Source organism: Pleomorphovibrio marinus (assembly GCF_003347495.1).
GTDB classification, from domain to species: Bacteria; Bacteroidota; Bacteroidia; order Cytophagales; family Cyclobacteriaceae; genus Pleomorphovibrio; species Pleomorphovibrio marinus.
Genome location: NZ_QCXY01000014.1, coordinates 1 through 21695, shown reverse-complemented (window position 1 = coordinate 21695; position 21695 = coordinate 1). Strand labels below are relative to the sequence as shown.

General features: G+C 43.7%; 8 protein-coding genes. 2 read left to right on the top strand and 6 right to left on the bottom strand.

Translation table 11 applies throughout. The annotated features are described in order from the left end of the window. Positions 1-5: 5 nt before the first annotated feature. The 6 genes from DB520_RS24695 to DB520_RS24670 form a co-directional block, all read right to left on the bottom strand. Complete coding sequence (locus DB520_RS24695; RefSeq protein ID WP_114752467.1) at positions 6-8561, bottom strand: LamG-like jellyroll fold domain-containing protein; 8556 nt, start codon at positions 8559-8561, stop codon at positions 6-8. An 8-nt stretch (positions 8562-8569) separates the two neighbouring features. Beyond that, the gene (locus tag DB520_RS24690; RefSeq protein WP_114752466.1) at positions 8570-9460 is read right to left on the bottom strand and encodes a tail fiber protein; all 891 of its coding nucleotides are present in this window, start codon (positions 9458-9460) and stop codon (positions 8570-8572) included. A gap of 108 nt (positions 9461-9568) precedes the next feature. Then, a complete protein-coding gene (locus DB520_RS24685; RefSeq protein WP_157972240.1) occupies positions 9569-12280 on the bottom strand; it encodes an AraC family transcriptional regulator in 2712 nt (903 codons plus the stop codon). 301 nt (positions 12281-12581) lie between these two features. Beyond that, entirely contained in the window at positions 12582-13442 is an 861-nt protein-coding gene (locus tag DB520_RS24680; RefSeq protein ID WP_157972239.1) for a hypothetical protein, read from the bottom strand. Positions 13443-13515: 73 nt separating this feature from the next. Beyond that, positions 13516-13863: a n-acetylglutamate synthase gene (locus DB520_RS24675; protein ID WP_232835142.1), complete on the bottom strand. Its 348-nt coding sequence runs from the start codon at positions 13861-13863 to the stop codon at positions 13516-13518. Positions 13864-14040: 177 nt separating this feature from the next. Continuing rightward, the gene (locus tag DB520_RS24670; RefSeq protein WP_114752463.1) at positions 14041-14646 is read right to left on the bottom strand and encodes a hypothetical protein; all 606 of its coding nucleotides are present in this window, start codon (positions 14644-14646) and stop codon (positions 14041-14043) included. Positions 14647-15440: 794 nt separating this feature from the next. On the opposite strand from DB520_RS24670, the gene DB520_RS24665 reads away from it, so the two are divergent. Together DB520_RS24665 and DB520_RS24655 are read left to right on the top strand one after the other, a co-directional pair. Beyond that, complete coding sequence (locus DB520_RS24665) at positions 15441-16643, top strand: helix-turn-helix domain-containing protein (protein WP_114752462.1); 1203 nt, start codon at positions 15441-15443, stop codon at positions 16641-16643. A gap of 616 nt (positions 16644-17259) precedes the next feature. Continuing rightward, positions 17260-21695: MBG domain-containing protein (locus DB520_RS24655; protein WP_232835141.1), on the top strand; the 4436-nt coding region annotated here is incomplete at its 3' end.

Below are 21695 nucleotides of genomic sequence, written 5' to 3'. Positions count from 1 at the left end.
GATGCTTATTTTCTAATGATTTTCTTATGTAGTATCTTACCATCTACCTGCAAGCGCAAGAAATACACCCCACTGGCGAGTGATGGCTGGAATAACACGCGGTTGGGGCCTGGCTGTGCTTGGACAAGTTCTTCCTGAAGTTTCCTTCCATCTACTGCATAGAGTTCTACCTGCACATTTTGGGCTTCCTGTGCCCCAAATTTCAGTTCAAAACTGTGATCAAAGGGGTTTGGAAGTACCTGAAGGAGGTCTTCAGCAAGTTGGAGCACTACGGGCTGCCTCAAGGTCCCCATTAGGGTGTTCCCTTCAAAGTCAAAGGAGGTGCTAGACATCCTTTCCTCAATTCCCTTGCTCATATAAAAGGTAAGTGGCTCCTTTTGATCCCCATAAATGGTGAGGAAACAGAGTTTTTGGCCTGCCACCTCCATTTGTCGGCTTTGCCCTTTAAGCAGGCCATTTAGATCATAGACCAGTACTGTTTGATAAGGTTCCGGAAGTTGCACGATGGCATTCATGGTTTCCGGCAATTGCAGCAGTGCGGCAGGAATGATTTGCTCCTCATAATCTTCGTCCCTCTCTGCTTGCGTATTGGCAGTGGTTCTTAGATTGCCTTGGAAGATGGAGGGATAGCTGAAGCGCTGTCCATCGCTGGCCCTTAGCATATATCCCCTTCCGGCTCGAAGGAAGGTCAAATTCCCGCTCCATCCATTTCTGGCATCATAGATGGAAAACTGATTCTGGGATTTGATCAGGTCTCCTTCCTTAGGTTGGAATGTAGCTAATGCATCCCTCACGGGAATGTTTTGACCCATGGGGAAAGGAAGCCAGTTCCAGTTGGGTTGGATGACAAATTGCCATTCGGACAGGTCCACAGGCCTTCCTCTTAGGTGGAGAGATTGCTCCTCCTGCATATATACTTTATACATCCTTTCAGGCGTCATGCCACCATTATCGCTGATGGAGCCAGCCCATGTACTTCCCGCTGGATTCATGTTATCCAAGAAATAGGTTTCCAGTAGGGCAGGAGAGTGGCTTTGTATCCTATCCTCGGTATGGAGGCTCATATTGGCCGTAAGTTGGTTGAAGTCGGTAAATCTAGGGTCATGTACACGGGGGCTGATCCAGGTCCATCCGTTATTGAGGGGGATGGATTGCTCCAGCACCTCGGTATTGGCAAATATCCCGGGAGATTGCAGACTACCCAGCACCTCATTTAGGGTAAAGGGTACGCTAAGCTCATCGTCAAGGGTTACCTCATAGATGTTTCCATCCGTAGCTTTCCAGATTTTAAAGGAAATGGGTTCGTCAAACAGTTCATTGCTGTAAACGGTAAGAAAGGTAAAGTACTCATCGTAGGCTGGGTCGTAGTTTAATTCCGCCAGGCCACGGATTTCATCCCGGTGGAAGGCGGCTACTTGATCCAATCCATCCCGACTAAATACCCCATTGACCTGAACCCTACCTATGATGGTCATGCTGTAGTTAAAAGCCGCAGGGTCAATCTGCCAATTGGGGCTTTCAGGAAGTACCCTTAAGTTGAGTACCTTTGTTTGTGCAAACCCAAAATCGGTGTTTAGGGCCATGTTTTCTGTAAAAATCCCGGGGGTCATGGCTGGATCAATATGTGCTTGAAGGCTCACTTGGCTTTGTGGGGCTAAGGTTCCTGAAGTCCTACTCAGGTTGAGCCATCTGGGAATTCCGCTGATGCTGTAGGGCTGTGGGGTGCCTCCATGATTTTGAACCACGATGTTGAAACTCAAGCCCTGATCGGTTTCTTTGACAAGATCCACAGTCTCGGGATGCCCTTCCACGTACCAATTGACCACATTTTTCTGTACATAAGCCGTCCAGGTGATGGGGGATTCCTGTTGGTTGTTGGCACCATCAAAAAGGCGGTGAACGGTGATGTCCAGCACCTGGCCCTCAATTTCCGCCCATCGGTTGATTACAGGTTCCAGGATCATTTCGTCCCCATTGATGATCTGGTTTACCTGGAACCTCACGATGTTCCTTGCAGGTTTGATGGGTGGGCCATCCGGGCTGTAATTTACATCCCCATGACTGAGCAGGGCAGGAGTGGAAATCACATTGTTGTTGCTGAAGGCATGGAAATACCTAGGACCATTGTTGTTCATGGGGTCAGGGGCATTCATCCTGGCATATAGGAGCAGGCCAATGGAGGTTTCCTCAATTTCAAAATACCTGTCCCGGCTGATTTGTTCCACGTTTCTTAGGGTGTTCCACAGCCTCAATTCATCGATTTGGCCCTGGAAAGGCCGATCCACATTTTCCGAGCCATCAAGTGCCATGCTGCCTCTGGCCCCAATCCATATTTTGTTTCCGGAGAACCCTCCAATCCCCGTGGAGAGGTGGGAGGAGACCTCCTGAGCATCCACCAGGGTCCTTAAATTTCCGGAGCGGTTAAGCAATAAGGTAATATGATGCCAGGTATCATCAGCAATGGAGGTGGTGGTCAAGGGGAGGTCCAAGCCCTCACTTGCAAAGGAAAGGTTACCTTCTGCATTCATATTAACGGCCCACTTATTGGCAAACCCGTTACTTTGAATGATATCCGTGCCATCTCCTTTTCCATTAGAAAAGAGGGTTCCCTCCTGTCCGGAAGCTGTTTTAACCCAGAATGAAAGAGTAGCATCCATAATGGGGGTCATTTGCACGAAGCCCACGTTGTCTAAGGTCATATACTGGCCGTTTTCAAAGTGATAGGCGGTTCCTTTTGGCCGGATATCCCAGTCGGTTTCCACCCTACCATGTTTGAAGCGGGCAAGGTCATGGGCAATATTCCCCCTTCCTTCATCCAATGGCCAATAGCCCACAAGTGCATGTTCGTTGCCCCGCAGTTTATTGTACATATTTGCGAAGGCTTCTTGCATGGAAATGGCCCTTTGCCATATTTTGAGGGAATGCAAGTTCCCTATAAAAGTGTTACCGCCTATGATGATGGGGTTGTTGGAGGCTATGTTCATGTTTGCCCCTCCGTTTCCTGAAGCCACCACCTTACTCTCTTCATAAATCTTAAGGTCTCCATTACTGTGGTCGTGGGTAAGGGTATAATGATGAAACAGTCCGTCATCAGAGATTACTCCTTTGATTTTGGTGTTGCCAAGCGTAAAGGCGAGCTCACCATTTTCCAAACCGATTTGCATACCCCCGTTTTGATAAAGGATAGTGGCATTAGGGGTTTGGGTGGCATTATTCATCCAGAATTCAATCGTCAGGTCTTCATTAAGGACCTGTGGGTTTTCGATAATCATGGTGTTTTCCTGACCCTGAAAACGTAGCGAAACTTCATGGTTTACGGGCAACTGGTTGGTCTGTCCCTTGATTTCCACCAATGATACTGCAGAATTGTAGAAAATAGGCTCATTAAACCTCACCTTCAAATCCGAGCCTGCCGACAAGATGCCATCCGTAGGGGAGGGTGTTCCAAAGCGCAATGGTGCATTTAGGTCCACCCTTCCCCTGATGGGATTGGATATGTATTCGGTATCGTTGGTACAGGTGCTCCTGGCCCTGATTTCGTACTGACCATCGGCAAGACCTCTTTCCACAATGTCAAAGGGAAATACCAAATTCGGTGACTCAATTAAGCTGATGTTTGGCCTATTTGCCGCCAAAGCACTTTCATAGCTATCCTCTAGGTTATAATAGGTGTGCAGTCTACTCCAAGTTGGAAAACCCACAGGGCGGTATTCCAGGTCAATTCGTTCAAAACCCCCAAAATTTCTGTTATAATCCCCAAGATTGATTAAGAGGGGGTTGCTGCTCCCATCAAGGTTAAATGCCGTTTCCCGGTTAAAGGTCCAGTTTTCAAGAGGGGCACTTAGGGTAACCTGGGAGCAGGAGGGAACGAATTGGGCAGAAATCACCACCTCGTCAAAGGTGTTCACAGGGTCACAGAGTGACTGTAAAATCACCTTGATATCCTTGTAATCATATACATCAGTGATGGATTTGCCGAGCGTTAGTGCATACTCCACCCTTTCCCCATAGGGGACAAACACCACTGTGCCATTTTGGTTGATATTGAAAATGGCGTTGTTGGGATTGGAAGTATTGTCCACGATAAGTTCGAAGTAGCCGTCAATTCCCGCCACACTGTTATTTTCCAGGATCAGCTTAAACTCGGCATTACGGGTTTCCGGGATATTGGCCAGGTCTGCTACTTCCACGCTGATTTGGGGTACTTCTATGCGTTGGGTGGCGTAGCTTAGTTGAAGCCGTTCCTCTTCGGTGAGTGGAGCCATGGGATAGCCTTCGTTGGGATGTAATGGATTGAAAAAGTGGGACATTTCGGCTCCCTCATATGGGCAAGATGAGCTGCCTCCAAGAGTGCTGAAAACTGGTCCGTTACCATCGAAGGTGTTCATGACATTGACGCTAAATACGTTGAATGGGTTGTCATCTTTTAGCGTATAGGAAATATTTACTGTGGAAGCTGATTCTTCCCTCAACCCGGCATTTAAATCTTGGGTAGCAAAACCACCCCCAGATACAACAAATCCAATTCCTCCAGCCCGTAATCCTAAATCAAAACCAAAATTTTCATCGATTTGAAGGTTAAATTCCCTAATTGATTCGTTGATGACAACGGTTTCAATACTACGGGTAATTTCACCTGCCCCAGCATCAAAAGAAATGTTGTTGACTTGGCTGTTTTCTACGAGTTTTTTTAGTTTTTCTGATTTTTCGAGTCTCCTGCGGAGCCTGGCCTCATAGCCCCCGGAACCATCTCCATGAAGTTTTGAATTGTTGATTTCATCGATTAAAATTTGATTATAGTTCTCAAGGTAATTTCTGGATTCTCTCGAAAAGTGGCCTCTGTCATTAATTGCCAGGTATTTAGACCTTTCATTATCCCGAATGGTTTTTCTCCAACCGTGGATTTGTTCCAAATACTCAGCCTTTGTCAATACTCCAGGGTCTGTTTCCTGAATTACTCCATTTTCAATATTTTTTACTATAGCTTCCAGGTCAGGAATAAGCGTATTTAAAATGTGATGCTGGGAATAGACAAAAAATGTTTCAGTTGGTCTTTCACTGAAGAACATCGCCTTTTGGGTACTTATGTATGCTTTTTCACCGATTACATTAGTCAGCATCAAACTATGGTTTTCGCCAATTTGCTCGGCAGAGGACTGCACATCATCAAATTGCCCATATACATAATTTTTGGAATTACCTATGTAAAGATCCCCGTCAGAACCAACAAATCTAGGGTCGTCACTGGTAGCAAAACGTTGATTAAAGGTGTATGTTTTAGTTAGGGTATTGATATCTGTATATCCTGTCTCTAATCTTATGCCCAACTCCACATTATTTATCGCCTCATTTTTCACCATTACCCCAACCCCACTTGTTATCTCTGGGCCAAAATAGGCTTTTACCCCCAATGAAACACCTCCTGAAAAGGTGTTTTCAAGTTTGGTTTCTAAGGTGACGCTTTCGCCTATTTCAATTGCCGCAAAACTATTTGAGCCTGGTGGATCTCTGAGGATGATATCTGGGAACTCTGGGGCCCTGGTGATAAAAGTTTGGCTTCCATCCGGCTGACCTCCCAACACAATGCCTTCCTTGAAGTAGTTCTCAGCAGGGAAATCAACTCCTCCTACCCTTAAACGGATATCAAGACTTCTTGTAAATGGAGGTGAGATGGCTGGTGAACCGGCTATAAAGGTGTAATGGATTATACTTTGATCTTCCGCATCCCTTTCATAATTCTCAGAGTCTTCAAGAGCAAAATTGTTATTTACGATCATCTCTCCGTCCATGATGGGTACCTGATCTTCCACCTCTTCATCATTGTCAAAATTTATATATCTCTCAAAACTACTCATCGCTATCTCATATTCCCTTAACTGAGTGAAAATGGGATACTGCATACCTTCTGTAGATATGCTAGTTGAATCAGTAGTTGCAATAGTTTGGTCAAAAGTCTGGGACAAAACACGCAGAACAGGGTTAGTGCGATGGATGAAATTTAATTCATACTGGTAGGGATTCCCAGATATTACCTCCTGATTAGGCAAAAGGTGTTCTGGAGTAATTTCAGGCCGTATCTGTTCAAAGTTCACCTCCTCATTGGCTTCCAAAAGCGACAAAGAGGGGTTGGAAGGGATACGTAAGCCGGTGAGTTGATTTATCTCGTACTGAAGGGGCAATACCTTCGTCCTAAATTCACCTGACTCCGGATGGGTACTGAACCTGTGCATGGTATTTTCTGTGGGATTACTCCCACCAGCTGAGTGCGCAAACACTAACTCCGCTTGTCCAATATTGTTGATGGCGCTGATAATTTGTTCCCTTTCAAAACCTTCTGAATCCAAGTAGGTTTCCACTCGAATACCATCACCCCCAAAACCTATAGGCTTCTCAGCCTCCACACTTCCACCTACCACTTTCCCCACTATGGTCACCTTGGTGGTGTCGATAAAATATACGGTCTCCGTGGCATCCTCAAAAAATTCCTTGAATTCACCCTCATCAGCGGGATACCTTCCCTCAAAAAGAAAATGATGGCCTGTTTTTTCCACAGAGATGGCATGGTCTCCTATGGGCACCCTGATTTCGAATTCTCCTTTTTGATTCGGTTTCACCGGGCGGTTGTTTGGGCCCATCACAATTTGTCCGTCTACCAAGATGTTGAAATCTTGGGGGCTAGCAGTAGCATATTCCTCCAGGTAATCATCATCTGGATCCTCCGGAGTGCCGTTGTCGTTGTACCAATATTGGCCCTTGGGGTATTTGAATCCCCCTTTCTCATAATAATTGTACCCCTCGTCTATTATGCCGGGATTGGACACAAATTCACCTCCATCAGCTAAACCCTCGAAACTACCCCCATTGGTTTCCACAAAGGATGGGAATACCCCTCTTGAGTCAAAAAGCACTCTGCCTCTGAAAACAAATGAGCTGATATCCGTAAAATCTATCCTATTCACCACCTCTGAACCCCTACCCAAAAACACCATTTGCTGGGCAGGGTCAAACTTGTGCTGCCCAAACACCGGGGTGATGTTAAAGGATTCACCTGTTCCGGCATAGGAAATCGCATTTATCTCATAATTGCCATTGCTGTTGGTGATGCCCATTACTCCCAATTGGTCGCTGTTGGGAATGTTTCCTCCGCCACTTACCCACTTGGGACGTTGATCTTCCGGGGTAAGATCCGTGTACAAACGGATATCGTTTTTATGGTATTCGAACCCTGTCCTTGAAAGGTCGTAGGCATATTGCCCAGTGCCTTCATTGGCACGGAAATAGCCTATCAAAGAACGGTCATTGCCCCCAATGTAGCGTTTGTAATCCTGGCGAATGCGTGCCGAATCCAGCCGGCTTTCCCTGTTGTCCCACAGCCTGATTTCATCCATGATCATCTGGCCTTCCCCTCCCATACTGAAATCCTGCCATTTACCCTCATTTCCACCACGCTCAAGTATAACCGGCCTTATTTGGGTAAGGATCTGCATGGGGGATTGGGAATAGTCATCGTCCTGCATCCTTTCTGTCGAATTGATCAGGGATTCATAATCTCTCCCCATTTTGCGACCGTTGATGTACAATTCCGGTTCTTCGTTGTCTTTTAGGGCGATGGTAAAATGGGTGAATTGCTCCGCAAAATTCCCTATCGGCACCAACACATCTTTGCCCCTTGCATCGATAACTCCAGTGGGCATATGGTTTCTTAACTCAAAAATGCTGCCGTCAACATCCACCTTTAGGGCTTTGGCATCGGAATCAAATTCATAATGGGCTTCAATACTTTCCTCAAAATATTGCATTCGGAATATTCTCCCTCTATTGCCATTGCCATCAAAAAGGGGTTTGATCCAGGCCTGGAAGGCCATGCCCTCTTCCAGGGGACGGTTCACCAAATTCAGGGATAGCATGCCTTCACTTGGGATTTGGAGGGCACTTCCCTTGCTGATGGGGGTGCCGGTGGGCTCAGCGAAAACGGTCACGTCGGCTACAGGGTTGCCCCCTTCAAAAGAGATGTTTCCGGTGACGGTGGCAGTGGGCGACCTAAAGCCAATCCCCGTGATAAAATTCACCATGGGCATCTCCGCTTCCAAGATGCCCTCTGCCAAAATCTTATACTCATACAAAACCCCACCTTCCGCAAATTCGTCTTCAAACTCTGTGGTGGCACCTGGGCGGTTGGAGAGTAGTTCGAAGGGCTGTTCTCTGCCTGCGCTATACCGTCTTCGGAAAATCTTCACACTGGTGATCCTGTCCTGATTATTTCGAAATTCCCAATTTATCCTCACCTTATCGCCGAAATACCCTTTGGATACATCAAAAGACTCATGGGCAAAGGTCTGGTACTGGTAAAAGATGTCCCAGGGGAAGCGTAGGTCAATAGGAGTATAAACCCGTTCTGTTTCATCCATTTTGGTCCCTAGTATAGGTACACCCACCTGTAGGGAGAACCCCTGGTTTTGAATGACCTGGGAGGCGGTGGCATTTTTTACGTTGACCTGCTGCCCAAAGGCGAGGCCAATGCTAAAGCCCAAAAATGGTAATATAAAGAGTAGCCGTTTCATGCTTTGGCCTACAGCTTGATAATGTAATTCACCCCCATATTGATGGGACGCGTCTCTTCACCGCCGGTTTCCGCGGTGGTTCCTTCAATTTGATGAGAGTGCTCACCAGTCCCAGGTTGTGTGGTGAAGTTTAAATATGCAGCAGAATTAGCTACTATTGTGTTATATAGTATGGTTCTGTGCTGCCTGTTCAAATTTGGGTCGGTATTACCATCTGTTGGCAGCCTATGTTCATGCCCCCCATCATTTGCAGTCACCAAATCCTCTCCAGCCTCATGACTGTGAGATGCCACCATGTCTTCTTGCGTTTGCAATAAACCTGGCCCTTCATTTCCAAATTCCTGGTTTTTCCCCGTACCTCTTAAAAACATCCCCCTCAGATCGGGCACTGTGGCTGTACCTAAAAGATCCCTCAGCCTGGCAGAACCCGGAACATTCGATATGTCTTGTCCCTGGCATAAGACCCATCCATGTGGGGCTGTATCTCCTATGTAAGGCATAATGGATCCCGTGGGCACCCCGTTTCCTGCACTCACTGCATAGGGAACCTGCTTGAGCTTTTCATCTGAGATCACATTGGTGCCCTCTTCAATTTTGAGAAAGGCCTCGTAATAGGCTATAATAGGATAGTATTGTTGTTCTATTTCCAGCACATGCGAAAACACCCCGAAAGCATCCGTGCGCAAGTTCTGACTTGCATCCAGAATATTCTGTTCCGCATTGTTTTCGTTTAAATAGTAGAGGGTAAACCTTAGGGTAATGTCCTCATTGGAACGGGCATTGTTGTTAGCATCTCGGGCTATGCCCTGAATACCTATACCTGCCTCACTGGCGATCATTTGGGAATAGGCAGCATAAAAATGCCCCATCATTAACAAAATGAGTAAACTATTTTTCATGGTTGATCAATTGGATTACCCTGTAAATGTGGGTGTTTTGTCCCCAAAAAAATGTTGATTTTGGGTCAAAAAATATAAAATTGGGGACATTGAACAAGGCTCAAGCACTTAAGCCCTTTTCTTTTCCTGGCTTAGCTGCTTGCGGTATTCTTTTGGGGTAAGGCCGAAGTGTTTTTTGTAGCAATTTGAAAAATAACTGCTGGATCCGAACCCAGACTTGTAGGTGATTTCGGCAATGTTCAACTCAGCGATGGACAAAAGATTCCTGGCATATTCCAGTCGTATTTCCTTTATGATTTCATTGGGGTTTTTTCCAAGGAGCTGGTTGGTTTTGCGGTATAGGCTCTTGCGGCTTACATAAAGTGCCTCACTGAGTTGGGTTACCCCAAATTCAGGGGAAGAAATATTTTTGCGTACGATCTCTTCTAATTTTTCCACAAACCCATCAATGGGTTCTTCCACACTTTGAGTGGCGATAAAGGTTGGTTTTGGGGTAGGGTGGATGGGAAGGGTGTTTTTATCTATTTTTTGTCTGTATAGGATAAAGCAAACACCAGCAGCTACCACAATGCCAGAAAGCCAAAGTGGGAGCTTACCCCAACCCTTTTTGTCCTGCTGAAAATGTAGGGGCAGAGCCAAGTATCCCTTAATTTGGCCCACATCATCAATAGCCCTTATCAAAAGTTCATCCGCCTGGTTCGGAAATTTGGTTAGGGAAATTTGCGTTGCATCTGTTTTTTGCCAAGCTGTGTCCTCCTCTTTCCATTTATATTCAAATTCCCCAAAGCCTCCAAGATTAAGTAGGGTGAGTGTAAGCCCGGTGGTGCTGCCGTTCAATGGGATAGGGTTTTGTTCCTTTACTGCAAGGGAAATATCTTCTGATTTTTTCTGGGTAGAATGTGTGAGTTGTGCAGTTCCCAAAGCAAGGGGCTGAATGGTGTCGGGGTGGGTTTGATAAAAATCTGAAGGATTGATCACATTTATTCCTGCTACTCCCCCAAAATACATGGTACCATCCTTAGCACGGAAATGGGATATACGGTTAAACTCTTCATCAGAAAGCCCATTGGCCTTTCCGAAGCGAATTGCCCTTAATTCATCTGGGTAAAACAGAAACAGACCATTTTCAGATGGTATCCACATTCTACCCTTATGGTCTTCATAGATAGCATGGAGGTGCTTATTGCTAAATCCGGAGGAAGACCCAAACTTATTAAGAAGGGAGAAGTCGGAATTCCATCGCATCAGGCCTTCCCCATGACTAGCTAACCACATATCCCCATTTTTATCAAAATGAAGGTGATAAATGGAAATTCCTTCTGTGAGTTTTTCGAGTAATAAATGTTGCCTATTCTCTATTTGAAAGCCGTTTACGAAGTCAAAATACCGTATTCCCAAGGAAGTGGCCAGGATAAGGCCATTTTTTGTGGGGTGAATGTGATTGATTTTCGCCACTGGTTGGGAAGGGTTTGAGGGAGAGGATAGAAAACGGATGGGACCATCCGGGCTGTCCAAAACCGCCAAACCCGCATTGGTCCCTATCCATACTTTTCCTAATGTATCCTCAGAAATTGCCCATATTTCAAGGCTTTTATAAGGAAAAGGCTCCAGAGAAGGAAGGGGATAAGTATGCGGTGGGGTGTTGGGGTCGTAAAACCTTAACAATTTTTGTCCTTCGCCCAACCAAAGCGATGTATCATTACTGCAATGGGCGGCCAACTTGTGAACGTCCACTTTGCTTTTATAAAACAGAGATTCCTCTTCACCAGAAGGGTCATAGTTCACTTTTCCGGAATAGCTATTGGCGTAAATTTGGCCTCTCCATTCTGTTATTCCCCGGAAACTGAAAGCATTTCCCAAATGGTCTTTTTTTGTGAACAGGGATTTGCTTATTGAAAAACTTGGCTTCAAGGCGAATATGCCGTCATTGGTGCCAATCCACACTTGGTCAAATGGATCCACCAAAGCACATTTTATGCCCTGAGCCTTGGGGAAATCCTTTAGGAGATCACTGAAATCCTTCCAATCGCCGGAATTATTATCATGGCAGAATATGGATTTGTTCTTTAAGATCCAGGTCACATTCCGGCTTTCTTGGTGAAACCTAAAATACTTTCCTGCCTGAAAGGGATAAACTGGGGATGGAAGAAGACTGGGCTGAGCAGTAAAAAATTGCTCCTCCTCTATGTCTACTTTTAGACTTCCAATTATTTTTTCATCCCCATCAAAATGCACCGGTTCAATCGAGGGCAATTCATCAGGATCCAGCCGTTTGCTATTCACTTCCTGATCCACTATGAAAATTTCATGGTGGGAATTTTGAACGAGAAACTCTTTTTGGTTGATTTTAACATTTATAATGGGGATTTGATCGGGAGATTTAAAAACCCATTTTAACTTGCCTTCTGCATATTGATAAATTTGCTCATCCAGGGATATTACCAAGAATTCGCCTGAATTAGACGGTAACAAGGCCTTGATCGCCATAGGGAAAAGACTGCTGTTTTCTACAGGGACCAGCACTCCTGAATCAGGCTGTAATGAAAAAAGGTGTTTTTGATCCCATCGGTCTTGACCTATGGCATAGATAGTTCCCTTTTCGTCGGAAACGGCACAGGTAAAATTGATGGACTTGGATTCCCTTCCTTCCGGTTCGAAACTTAAAAAATCAGTACCGTCAAAACGAACCAGTCCCCCCAAGGTGGAAAGCCATAGGTATCCATCTGCATTTAGGAATAAATCATTGACCATGGGCAATTCCAATCCATGCTCATTGGAATAATGCCTCAGGTCAATCGCACGGACTTGCCCTAAGGTCACATTTATCAGCGTTACATACAAGAATAGACATAATGCGAACCCAAAGCATCTAAACCTACCTAACCGGCTGATAAATAAACCCCAAACCATTTTAACACCCCCCTAACTATACTAAAACAATGGACACCCTAAATAAATCAAATTTAATAATAAATCAAAGTTGGATAGGGTAATGAATCCTATTTCATTTTCAAGTAGAAACATTTAGGGTTGAAATGTAGGGAATAGGGTTAATTCTGTAAAGGAAATTAAATGATAGTAATTTAGATTGTGATTTTCTTAAGGTTTTTAACGGAATTGATCATATTGCAGGTTCCACACTATACACTGCAATTATTCGATTAGCAGCATGCTGTCGCATCCTTTCAAGGTTCTGCACCTGTCGGGAATCACTCCCATCAAAGTTTCCATAAGAAGGTCCCGCTCCTATCAGCGCATATTTCGTTTTACCTAGGCCAAATATATCTGATCCATAGCCTTTGATAAGTTGCTCCTGATCGACTAATGCCCCTCTGATAGAGTGGACAAAACTGGTGCCAGGAGGGCCAGTGCTCCACCCTTCTCCGGCAGGTTCCTTTACTGTCATTTTATAGTGTGTAAAACCCGGGACTATCTCAAAAATAAATGCACTAACGAAAAGAATATTTATTCTGCCGGGCATAGACCCCTCTGTGATATACTCATAGTTGACCCCGTGTACAATTTGTGGCTCATGTCTTTTTACAGTCACATGGGTGGTATCTACATCCAAGAGTGTTCCCAAGGAATTGAAAATTTCCACGATTACCCTATCCTCACCACCTGGGTTTCCGATTGGGTTGGCCACATATTCCACCGATGAGCTTCCCTGCGAGGTTTGTTCTTCAAATTGGTAATGGTTCGGATCATCGTTTATACTACCATATTTACCGCTCATGCTCCATTTATAAGTGAGTGCTGCATTGGTTCGGGGATTGCTGCTGGCCGTAAGACGTACTACTCCATTCTGTTCGATTTCAGTATCCCTTGGTTGCAGTGATATTTTTAAATCCTGTGGGATTTCATCCCCATCATTGGGGTCACAGGCAATAAGGAATAAAATTAATGGTAGCGCAAGAATCATCCAAGAAGAAATGACATCTGCTCGTTTAGAATTGATTTTTGGTTGTAAAGGTTTTTTCATGATCAAACCATTTTTACCAATCATCGTGATCAAAATGGTTTTGTCATCATAGGGTGATCAAAAAAATCAGTAATTATATTTCGATCAGAGTGGACTTTCCCTTACCTGATTTACCAGATATCCAACTCCAAGACTCATGCAGGCGGATTCTGCCATCAGGTAGCCATTCGGGCTTGGAATGGCATTTGCCACTCGAAAGTTCTTCCTCTGTATTGATTTGATGATAAACAAAATGGAGTTCCCCGTTTTCGGTGTCCACTTTTCCCAAAATATGGCCTGAAAGAATAGTAGACCCGGAATAAGTACAGGAAAGTACCATCCCTGATTGCCAGTATTCAAAGACTAATCCTTCCTCCAGCTCTCCACCAGATGAGTTGGATTCCACTTTGAATTTTTTTCCGTTGTAATTGATCTTTCTCATTTTAATAATGAATAGGTTGATATCCTTATTAGATTACCTTACATGTCATATAGGAGCAGCAAACTATGCGATGATAAATCCGAATGTTGGCAAATCCCTCCTAAAAACCGAAAGTTTCACCTGTATTGGTTTCTTTACAAGACAAAAAACTAATTTAGACATGATAAAAATTCGCAACTATTCCAGATTGTTCACGATTATGGATGTCTCAAGCCTTTCATAAACCGTACCCTGCCATAATCCTTCCAGTTCTAGAAAAACCCCGCTTTCTTTTTCTTTGAATTTTGTAGAAAAACCTGACTTAACTTCTCTCAGGTATAAAGTAGCGGTATAGATTAATTCCGCATGGGCAGGGACAGTATATGAATCCGAAAAGTGAATAGAGAAGGGAAGTTCCTGCGGTTCAGTTGCCAACAACACCTCTTTTCCCCCACTGATATAGGAATAGCTTTCTGACAACAAATCAGGGTTGGTTGGTGGTGTTATATGAGTTGGCTCCAAGTTCAACTTGTGAAACCCAATCGAGTCCACAAAATTAAATGTTGAGGATCCTCTGGTTTCACTTAACGGATCTATTTCCACCTCCATTAGTGTATTGCTGTGGTTAGAATAGGTTTTTTCGGGGAGTGTTATTTGTACTAATTCACTATTGTCATTTTCCACTCGTTTCCATCGAATTTCGGCAAGTTCGAACGATTTTGGTTGTTGTTCAAAAGTTTCCTCCAACCCATTACAACTTAAAAAACATAACGTGATTACTAAGTAAGAGAGATTTTTTTTCATATGATTATAATTTGTTTTTAGCGGTCATATAGCCTGCCCCTGCCTGTCCCGAACTTGATTCGGGGAACTCGTTTCGGGGGAATCTCGCATCTCCCCGATAGCTATCCGGGGCATCCCAGTGTGTGACGTGCTCGTCGTGCCTGACTGCCGTCCAGGCAGGCTCGATTTCATCTGTTTATAATTTCTTTTCAGCGGTCAGATGGAATCTTCGCATGTTTTATAATCATCCCTACGTGTGAGGTTCTCCTCATGCTCGATTTCATGGGATTCTACTTTGTCTTTCAATGGGGATAGCTTCCCAATCCCCTCTGGATTCTCGAATGCGCCTTAATCCTCTCAAAATGCTCTCTTACCACGTGCTCGATTTTATACAATAAGGTATAGGATTATAAAGGTAAATAAAAGAAATTATTCAAACAACTAAACCTAATAAATTAGCTGTAAGATTAATTAATTTATATTTTTTAAAGTTAATGTCGTAAAGGTTTGTCTATAAATCGTTTTTTAATCATCCTTTTATTGATCGACAACAAATAATTTCTAATATGGTTATCGGAATCGTAACCCTTGCCCACAGTTACCTCGAAATAGGGCAACTTGTATTCCATTGAAAGTATAGATGAAGATTTAAATTACTCACTATAAGTTCTTTATATCAACCTGTGTAATCCCTATTTTCTTTTCTTATAAAATTTAAGGATTTTTATTAACTTCAAATTTAATTCACGACCGTAATTTTGTTGTTGGTTTCTATTTATTGTTGACTTATACTTGAAAAAATTCATTTTATCTGAATGGAACTATCCTTACTGCTTATCCTTCTTTTGTTGTCTATTTCAACCATTAACGGTCTGGCATTGGTGCTAAGAGGAAGCAGGGGAAAGGTAAAAAATGATATGTTGGGTGCGGCACTTTTCTTTTTATCCCTCTATTTTTTGGCCCATTTTCTATGGTTTCATGCAGGGATTATTCTTGATTATCCCCATTTGATGCGGACGGCAAATCCTCTTTTATTCTTTTCAGGTCCGTTCTTCTATTTTTTTGTTCGCAACTCCCTCTTTGACCGAAAAGGGCTGGAGAAAAAAGATTACCTCCATTTTATACCTGTCTTTCTGCATGGGTTGGACCTGATGCCATTTTACCTTTTGGATTATGAAACGAAATTAGAATTGGCTGAGGAAGTGGTAAAAAACCCTGGTAATTTGGATCTTATAGCACATGGTTTTTTGCCTACCGATTGGGTCAATTTGTTTATGGTGCTGCTGATGACCGTTTATTTTATTTATAGTCTTCTTTTATTATATCGGGTTAGGCCTGATTGGATGGTTCGTGTCAACCGCCAAAAACTCAAAGATTGGCTTTTTGTGGCAGTGGTTATTTTTGGGGTCTTCAATTTTTCCTATCTCGGTTACCGGGTGTTTTTTAGTTTGGATGTTTTGCACATGAATATTGACATGGGAGTCATGATTAAGATATTTACTTTCGCCACTTTGTTATCCATTGCACTGCTTAATATCTATGTTCATTTGCGGCCGGAATATGTCTATCAATTCGATGACCTGGCTTTATCCCCTTCACTTTTTGAGCCGGAAAATAAAACTGTCCCCCTTATGGTGGAAAAAGTGGGTGAAGTAACTGAGGAAGAGCAATTAATTGCGAAGAGAGTCTTGGATCTTTTGGAAAAAGAGGAGTGTTTTAAGCAGGCTGGGCTTTCTGTATTGGAATTGGCGGCCACACTTAATGTAGGCCCAAGGTTCCTGAGTGCCGTTTGCAAAAAATGTTTGGATAAGTCTACTAAAGATTTGATCAACCATTACCGTGTGAATTTCGCTAAGGATGAAATTACATCAGGGTACTTGGATAATTATACCCTGGATGCACTTGGAAAGGAGGCTGGATTCAATAGCCGGACCACTTTTTTTAATGCCTTTAAAAAGGAGTTTGGTTGTGGTCCCAACGAATATTGGAAGCGATTTCAAGAAGGAAGCGAAATATAAAAATTTGCAGCTTTTATGGAGTACTTTTTAAGCTGAATAAGTTTGGGAAATTTTCAAGGATGTTCTGAAGTTGTTCTAAGTTAATCACTCAAAAGTATATACTATCAATTTCTGAAGAATACAACTTCAACTTAAATTTACCTGTGTGACTTTCAGTTTTGCAGTACCTTTTTTTGGTATAGTTGCTTTCCCATACTATAGAGCCACCGTTCGAAAATCCGGTGATTTTAAGAAAATTTGGGTGGGCAAATTTTTTACGACATAAAACCTTCATTTTTTCACCCAGTCCTTTTTGCATTTGGTTTTAAAGTTTTTGGTGTTCTCTGACTTTATGTTTCAAAAACCGCTTTTGAAACATGTAAATGTTGAATTATGGCGAAGTTTTGTTCTGCTTTACAAGCATAATTACAGGGGAAAATTCTTTAACATTAATTGTTTTAAAATGGTAAAAAGCATTACTAATTTATTTTTCAACCGAATCAAAAATCAAAAACGAAACCAGTTTGTTGCTTTGGAGTTTTGTTCAATCAGGTTGATTTTTTCACTCCTATATTTTGGACTAATCATTAATTCAGTTTCTGCACAGACTACTGAACATTTTAATCAATCACCTACCTTGATTTCACATCCCTCAGTGCCTTCATGGAAGACTACTGCAGAGGTAACTATTGGAGGTGTGGTATACGTATTGACAAACGGAGGAAATGGCGGTTGGGCATTTTCTTCTTCAGGAGGTTTCAACAATAGCTCCTGTCTTCACTATAGTACTGCGGCTACCACCTCGGTAAATATTAGAAGAAAAGATGGGGAGCGATTTCAGTTTTATGGGGTTTGGTTAAAGTACACCAATTCCAATCACAGTGCTTACACTCCTCCCTACCTAACGGTAAACTATATTGGCTCAAGCACATCCAGTGAAACTTACGGCCGGAACACCACAGTAAATTTATCCAAGGACGAAAATGTTACCAGCGTATCCTTGATGTTTTCAGGCCTATTTGAACTTTATCTTGACAATTTAATAGTTGGTCCTGCAAAGGCCTCAGCTCCATCAGTAAACACCTCCGATGCCTCCAATGTAGCTGGGACCATGGCCATTTTGGGAGGAAATGTAACCAATGATGGGGGAGGTACCATAACCGAAAGGGGAGTGGTGTATGGAATTTCTCCCAACCCCACAGTTGCAAACACTAAAACGACTATGGGCAATGGTTCAGGAGCTTTTTCATCACAGGTTTCAGGGTTGAGTCTCACCACTACCTATTATGCCAGGGCATATGCCATTAATAGTGCAGGGACATCCTATGGGAATCAGATAACTTTTACTACTACTGATGGCTCAGGTCCATTGGTGATAAACCCCGTAATGGATTCTGCTATTGACGATCAAGGTAATTACCCCAATGATAATACTTTATACATAGGGAATGAACCGAACTGGGGGTATGGATTTATGGAAGGGTTCATGAAATTTATAATTCCTCATGACCTAACTGGTTCTGTTCAAGAAGCAAAGCTAAGGGTGAATGTCAACTATTCTGAAGGAGCGGATATTTTCCTTAAAGCTTTTGGTTCTAATGACGATAGTTGGGTTGAAACTACCGCAACTGTTCCCTCTAAAGACCATCCTTTAGGTCAAACCAATATCAATTCGAACGGATGGGTAGAAATAGATGTCACTTCATTTGTCCAAAATGAATTTAACGGAGATAAAATTGTCACCCTGGTGTTAAATGGAAATAATAATGGCAACTCCTATGTTGGTATAAATTCCAGAGAATCCACAAATAAGCCTGAATTGGTGCTTTCTATGGCCTCTGGGCCATCTCTGCCTACTGTTTCCACGGCAATTGCCACCGATATTGGTTCAAATGAGGCAAACTTGGGAGGCACTATTTCGGATGATGGCGGTGCTACCATTTTAGAAAGGGGCATAGTTTGGTCAACATCCAGTGAGCCCACCACCTCTGATAATAAAGTGGCCATGGGTGAAGGAGTAGGGGCTTTTTCTCAAACTGTAAGTGACCTTCCATCCAGTTCGACCATTATTGTAAGGGCCTATGGGGTAAATGCCGAAGGTACATCTTATGGCTCAGAAGAAAGTTTTGTGACCTTAACACCTACCGTATCAATACCTTCCATAACCAGCACCCCGGTTACTTCTGTACCTTACGATCAGGAGTACCTCTATAATGTGGTGGGGTCCATTGAAAAAGATCAAAAGACTAGCCTTTCAGCCCCTACCTTGCCGGCTTGGTTAAGTTTTAATGCCGATGGACAGGGAACTGCGGCTCAATATGGGGATATACCTGAAGGTGAGAGGTTATCTGGGGTGGCAGGAGACGAGTCAGGAAATATTTTTGCAATTCGTCAAAACGGAACAGAAATCTTTAAAATAGCTCCCGATGGAACCACTACTTCCTGGAAATCAGGGTTGATCTCAAGTGCTGTTTATGCTCTCCATATAGCAAATGGGTATGTATATATACCAAGATACTTGAATTTTTCGAATTCTATTACCCGAATCCCCTTAAATAACCCCGCGGCCAGTGAGGAAGTATTTTTGACAAGGCAAGGAGGAATTCTTTCTTTGACAGACAAGGACGGATTTATATATGCTACCAATTATAGTGAAAGGGAAATATTAAAAATAAATGAAACCACTAAAAATGTTGAGGTAATCATAAATTCAGATAACGGAGTTCCTGTTGCTGGGCCATTTGGTTTAGTATTGGACGATAACAATGACATTTTTATCGCTACGTACACGAATTATTCAATCATTAAGTACGATGGTAATTCACTTACCACTGTGATACCAAGTTTGCCAAACATGCCCACCTCTATCAGGTTGGATGCCTTAGGGAGTTTTTATATATCTATGGCTAATGGGGGAGTAAGAAAATATACTTCCGACTTTTCATCTTTTGAATTGGTTTCCGAAAACACAAATGACGATATCTGGAGTTTATCATTCACCTCAAGTGGGGCTTTAGTTTATTCAAAATTTAATACAAATGAAGTTTTTCGGCTTCAGACGGGTGCAGTTTTGACAGGAACACCCACCAAAACTCATGTAGGAGATCATCCCGTGGTACTTCGTGCCGAAAACACAGATGGCTATTCGGAGCAGGAATTTACCATTACGGTCACCGATGAAAACCCACCTGTTGTTACCTCTTATCTTCCTGCCAAAAATGAAACCGAGGTAGAATTACAGCCTACCTTGACCCTCAGCTTTGATGAAAAGGTGGTGCTTGGCGATGCCGGATACCTTACCCTAAACGATGGGGGTGCAGTATTAAAGATATTCGACCTCTCTATTCAAGAGGATAGGGATGTCGTTGAATTATCAGGAGACCAGTTGAGTTTATCCATAGTCCTTGATGAGCCTTTACCTCTAAATACCAAGGTTTCAGTCGGGATTTCTCCCGGATTTGTAAAAGATGAACATGATAATGATTTTGTAGGGTTTGCGGGGACATCCAAAACCTGGACTTTTAACACTTTCAACAGGTTTGAGCAAATCATTACCTTCCCGGAAGTTGTTTCTAAAAGCTACGGCGATGGGCCGTTTTTGCTAGGGGATGAGAAAACGGATACAGGACTACCCATTACATACATCGCAGATGACTCTAGCATTTTAAGTATCTCCGGAAACCAGGCAACGATCCTAAAGGCTGGCACTGTAACCATTACCGCCACTCAGGAGGGAGATGACACCCATTTCCCAGCACCTCCGGTGGAAAGAACCTTGACGATAGGAAAAGTAGGATTGACCATCACAGCAGATGACCAATCCAAAGTATATGGGGAAGAAAATCCCGAATTAACCTTCACTTACCAAGGATTAGTAAATGAGGAAGATACTATTGCCGATCCACCAGGTATTTCAACAGTAGCTAATGTGTCCTCAGGGGCTGGCACCTATCCGATCACCTTGAATGGCGGCTCCGATGACAACTACGATATCACGCTTAATGATGGGGAGCTTGCAGTGACCAAGGCAGCCCTTTCCATTACGGCGGACGATCAATCCAAGGTATATGGAGAGGAGAACCCATCGCTGACCTTTACTTACTTTGGTTTGGTGAACGGCGACACGGAGGTTTCCACCGCACCAGGCATCAGCACGACTGCATTGGCCAGCTCAGGGGTGGGCACCTATCCCATCAGTTTAGATGGGGGCTCCGATGATAATTACGACATCACCCTTAAGGCAGGTGAACTTGAGGTGACCAAGGCCTCCCTAACCATCACTGCTGACGACCAGTCCAAGGTGTATGGGGAGGAAAACCCATCGCTGACCTTTACCTACTTTGGTTTGGTGAACGGTGACACGGAGGTTTCCACCGAGCCGGGCATTAGCACGACTGCATTGGCAAGTTCAGGAGTGGGTTCTTACCCGATAGCCTTGGATGGCGGCTCTGATGACAATTACGACATCACGCTTAAGTCAGGTGAGCTTACAATAAGCAAAGCTCCCCTTACCATCACCGCCGACGATCAGTCCAAAGTATATGGGGAGGAGAACCCATCGCTGACCTTTACTTACTTTGGTTTGGTGAACGGTGACACGGATGTTTCCACCGAGCCGGGCATTAGCACGACTGCTTTGGCAAGCTCAGGAGTGGGCACTTATCCGGTCAGTTTGGATGGCGGCTCCGATGATAATTACGACATCACCCTTAAGGCAGGTGAACTTGAGGTGACCAAAGCTTCCCTTACCATTACGGCTAATGACCAGTCCAGGGTATATGGGGAGGAAAACCCAGCCCTGACCTTTAGCTATGATGGTTTAGTTAACGGCGACACGGAGGTTTCCACCGAGCCTGGCATCAGTACAACTGCTTTGGCCAGCTCAGGAGTGGGCACTTATCCGGTTAGTTTGGATGGCGGCTCCGATGATAATTACGACATCACCCTTAAGGCAGGTGAACTTGAGGTGACCAAAGCTTCCCTAACCATCACGGCTGACGATCAATCCAAGGTATATGGTGAAGAGAACCCATCGCTGACCTTTACTTACTTTGGTTTGGTGAACGGCGACAT

Excerpts from the sequence above, each read along its gene's own strand:
- DB520_RS24695 (WP_114752467.1), bottom strand. The coding sequence starts at position 8,561 with ATGAAACGGCTACTCTTTATATTACCATTTTTGGGCTTTAGCATTGGC.
- DB520_RS24690 (WP_114752466.1), bottom strand. The coding sequence starts at position 9,460 with ATGAAAAATAGTTTACTCATTTTGTTAATGATGGGGCATTTTTATGCT.
- DB520_RS24680 (WP_157972239.1), bottom strand. The coding sequence starts at position 13,442 with ATGAAAAAACCTTTACAACCAAAAATCAATTCTAAACGAGCAGATGTC.
- DB520_RS24675 (WP_232835142.1), bottom strand. The coding sequence starts at position 13,863 with ATGAGAAAGATCAATTACAACGGAAAAAAATTCAAAGTGGAATCCAAC.
- DB520_RS24670 (WP_114752463.1), bottom strand. The coding sequence starts at position 14,646 with ATGAAAAAAAATCTCTCTTACTTAGTAATCACGTTATGTTTTTTAAGT.
- DB520_RS24665 (WP_114752462.1), top strand. The coding sequence starts at position 15,441 with ATGGAACTATCCTTACTGCTTATCCTTCTTTTGTTGTCTATTTCAACC.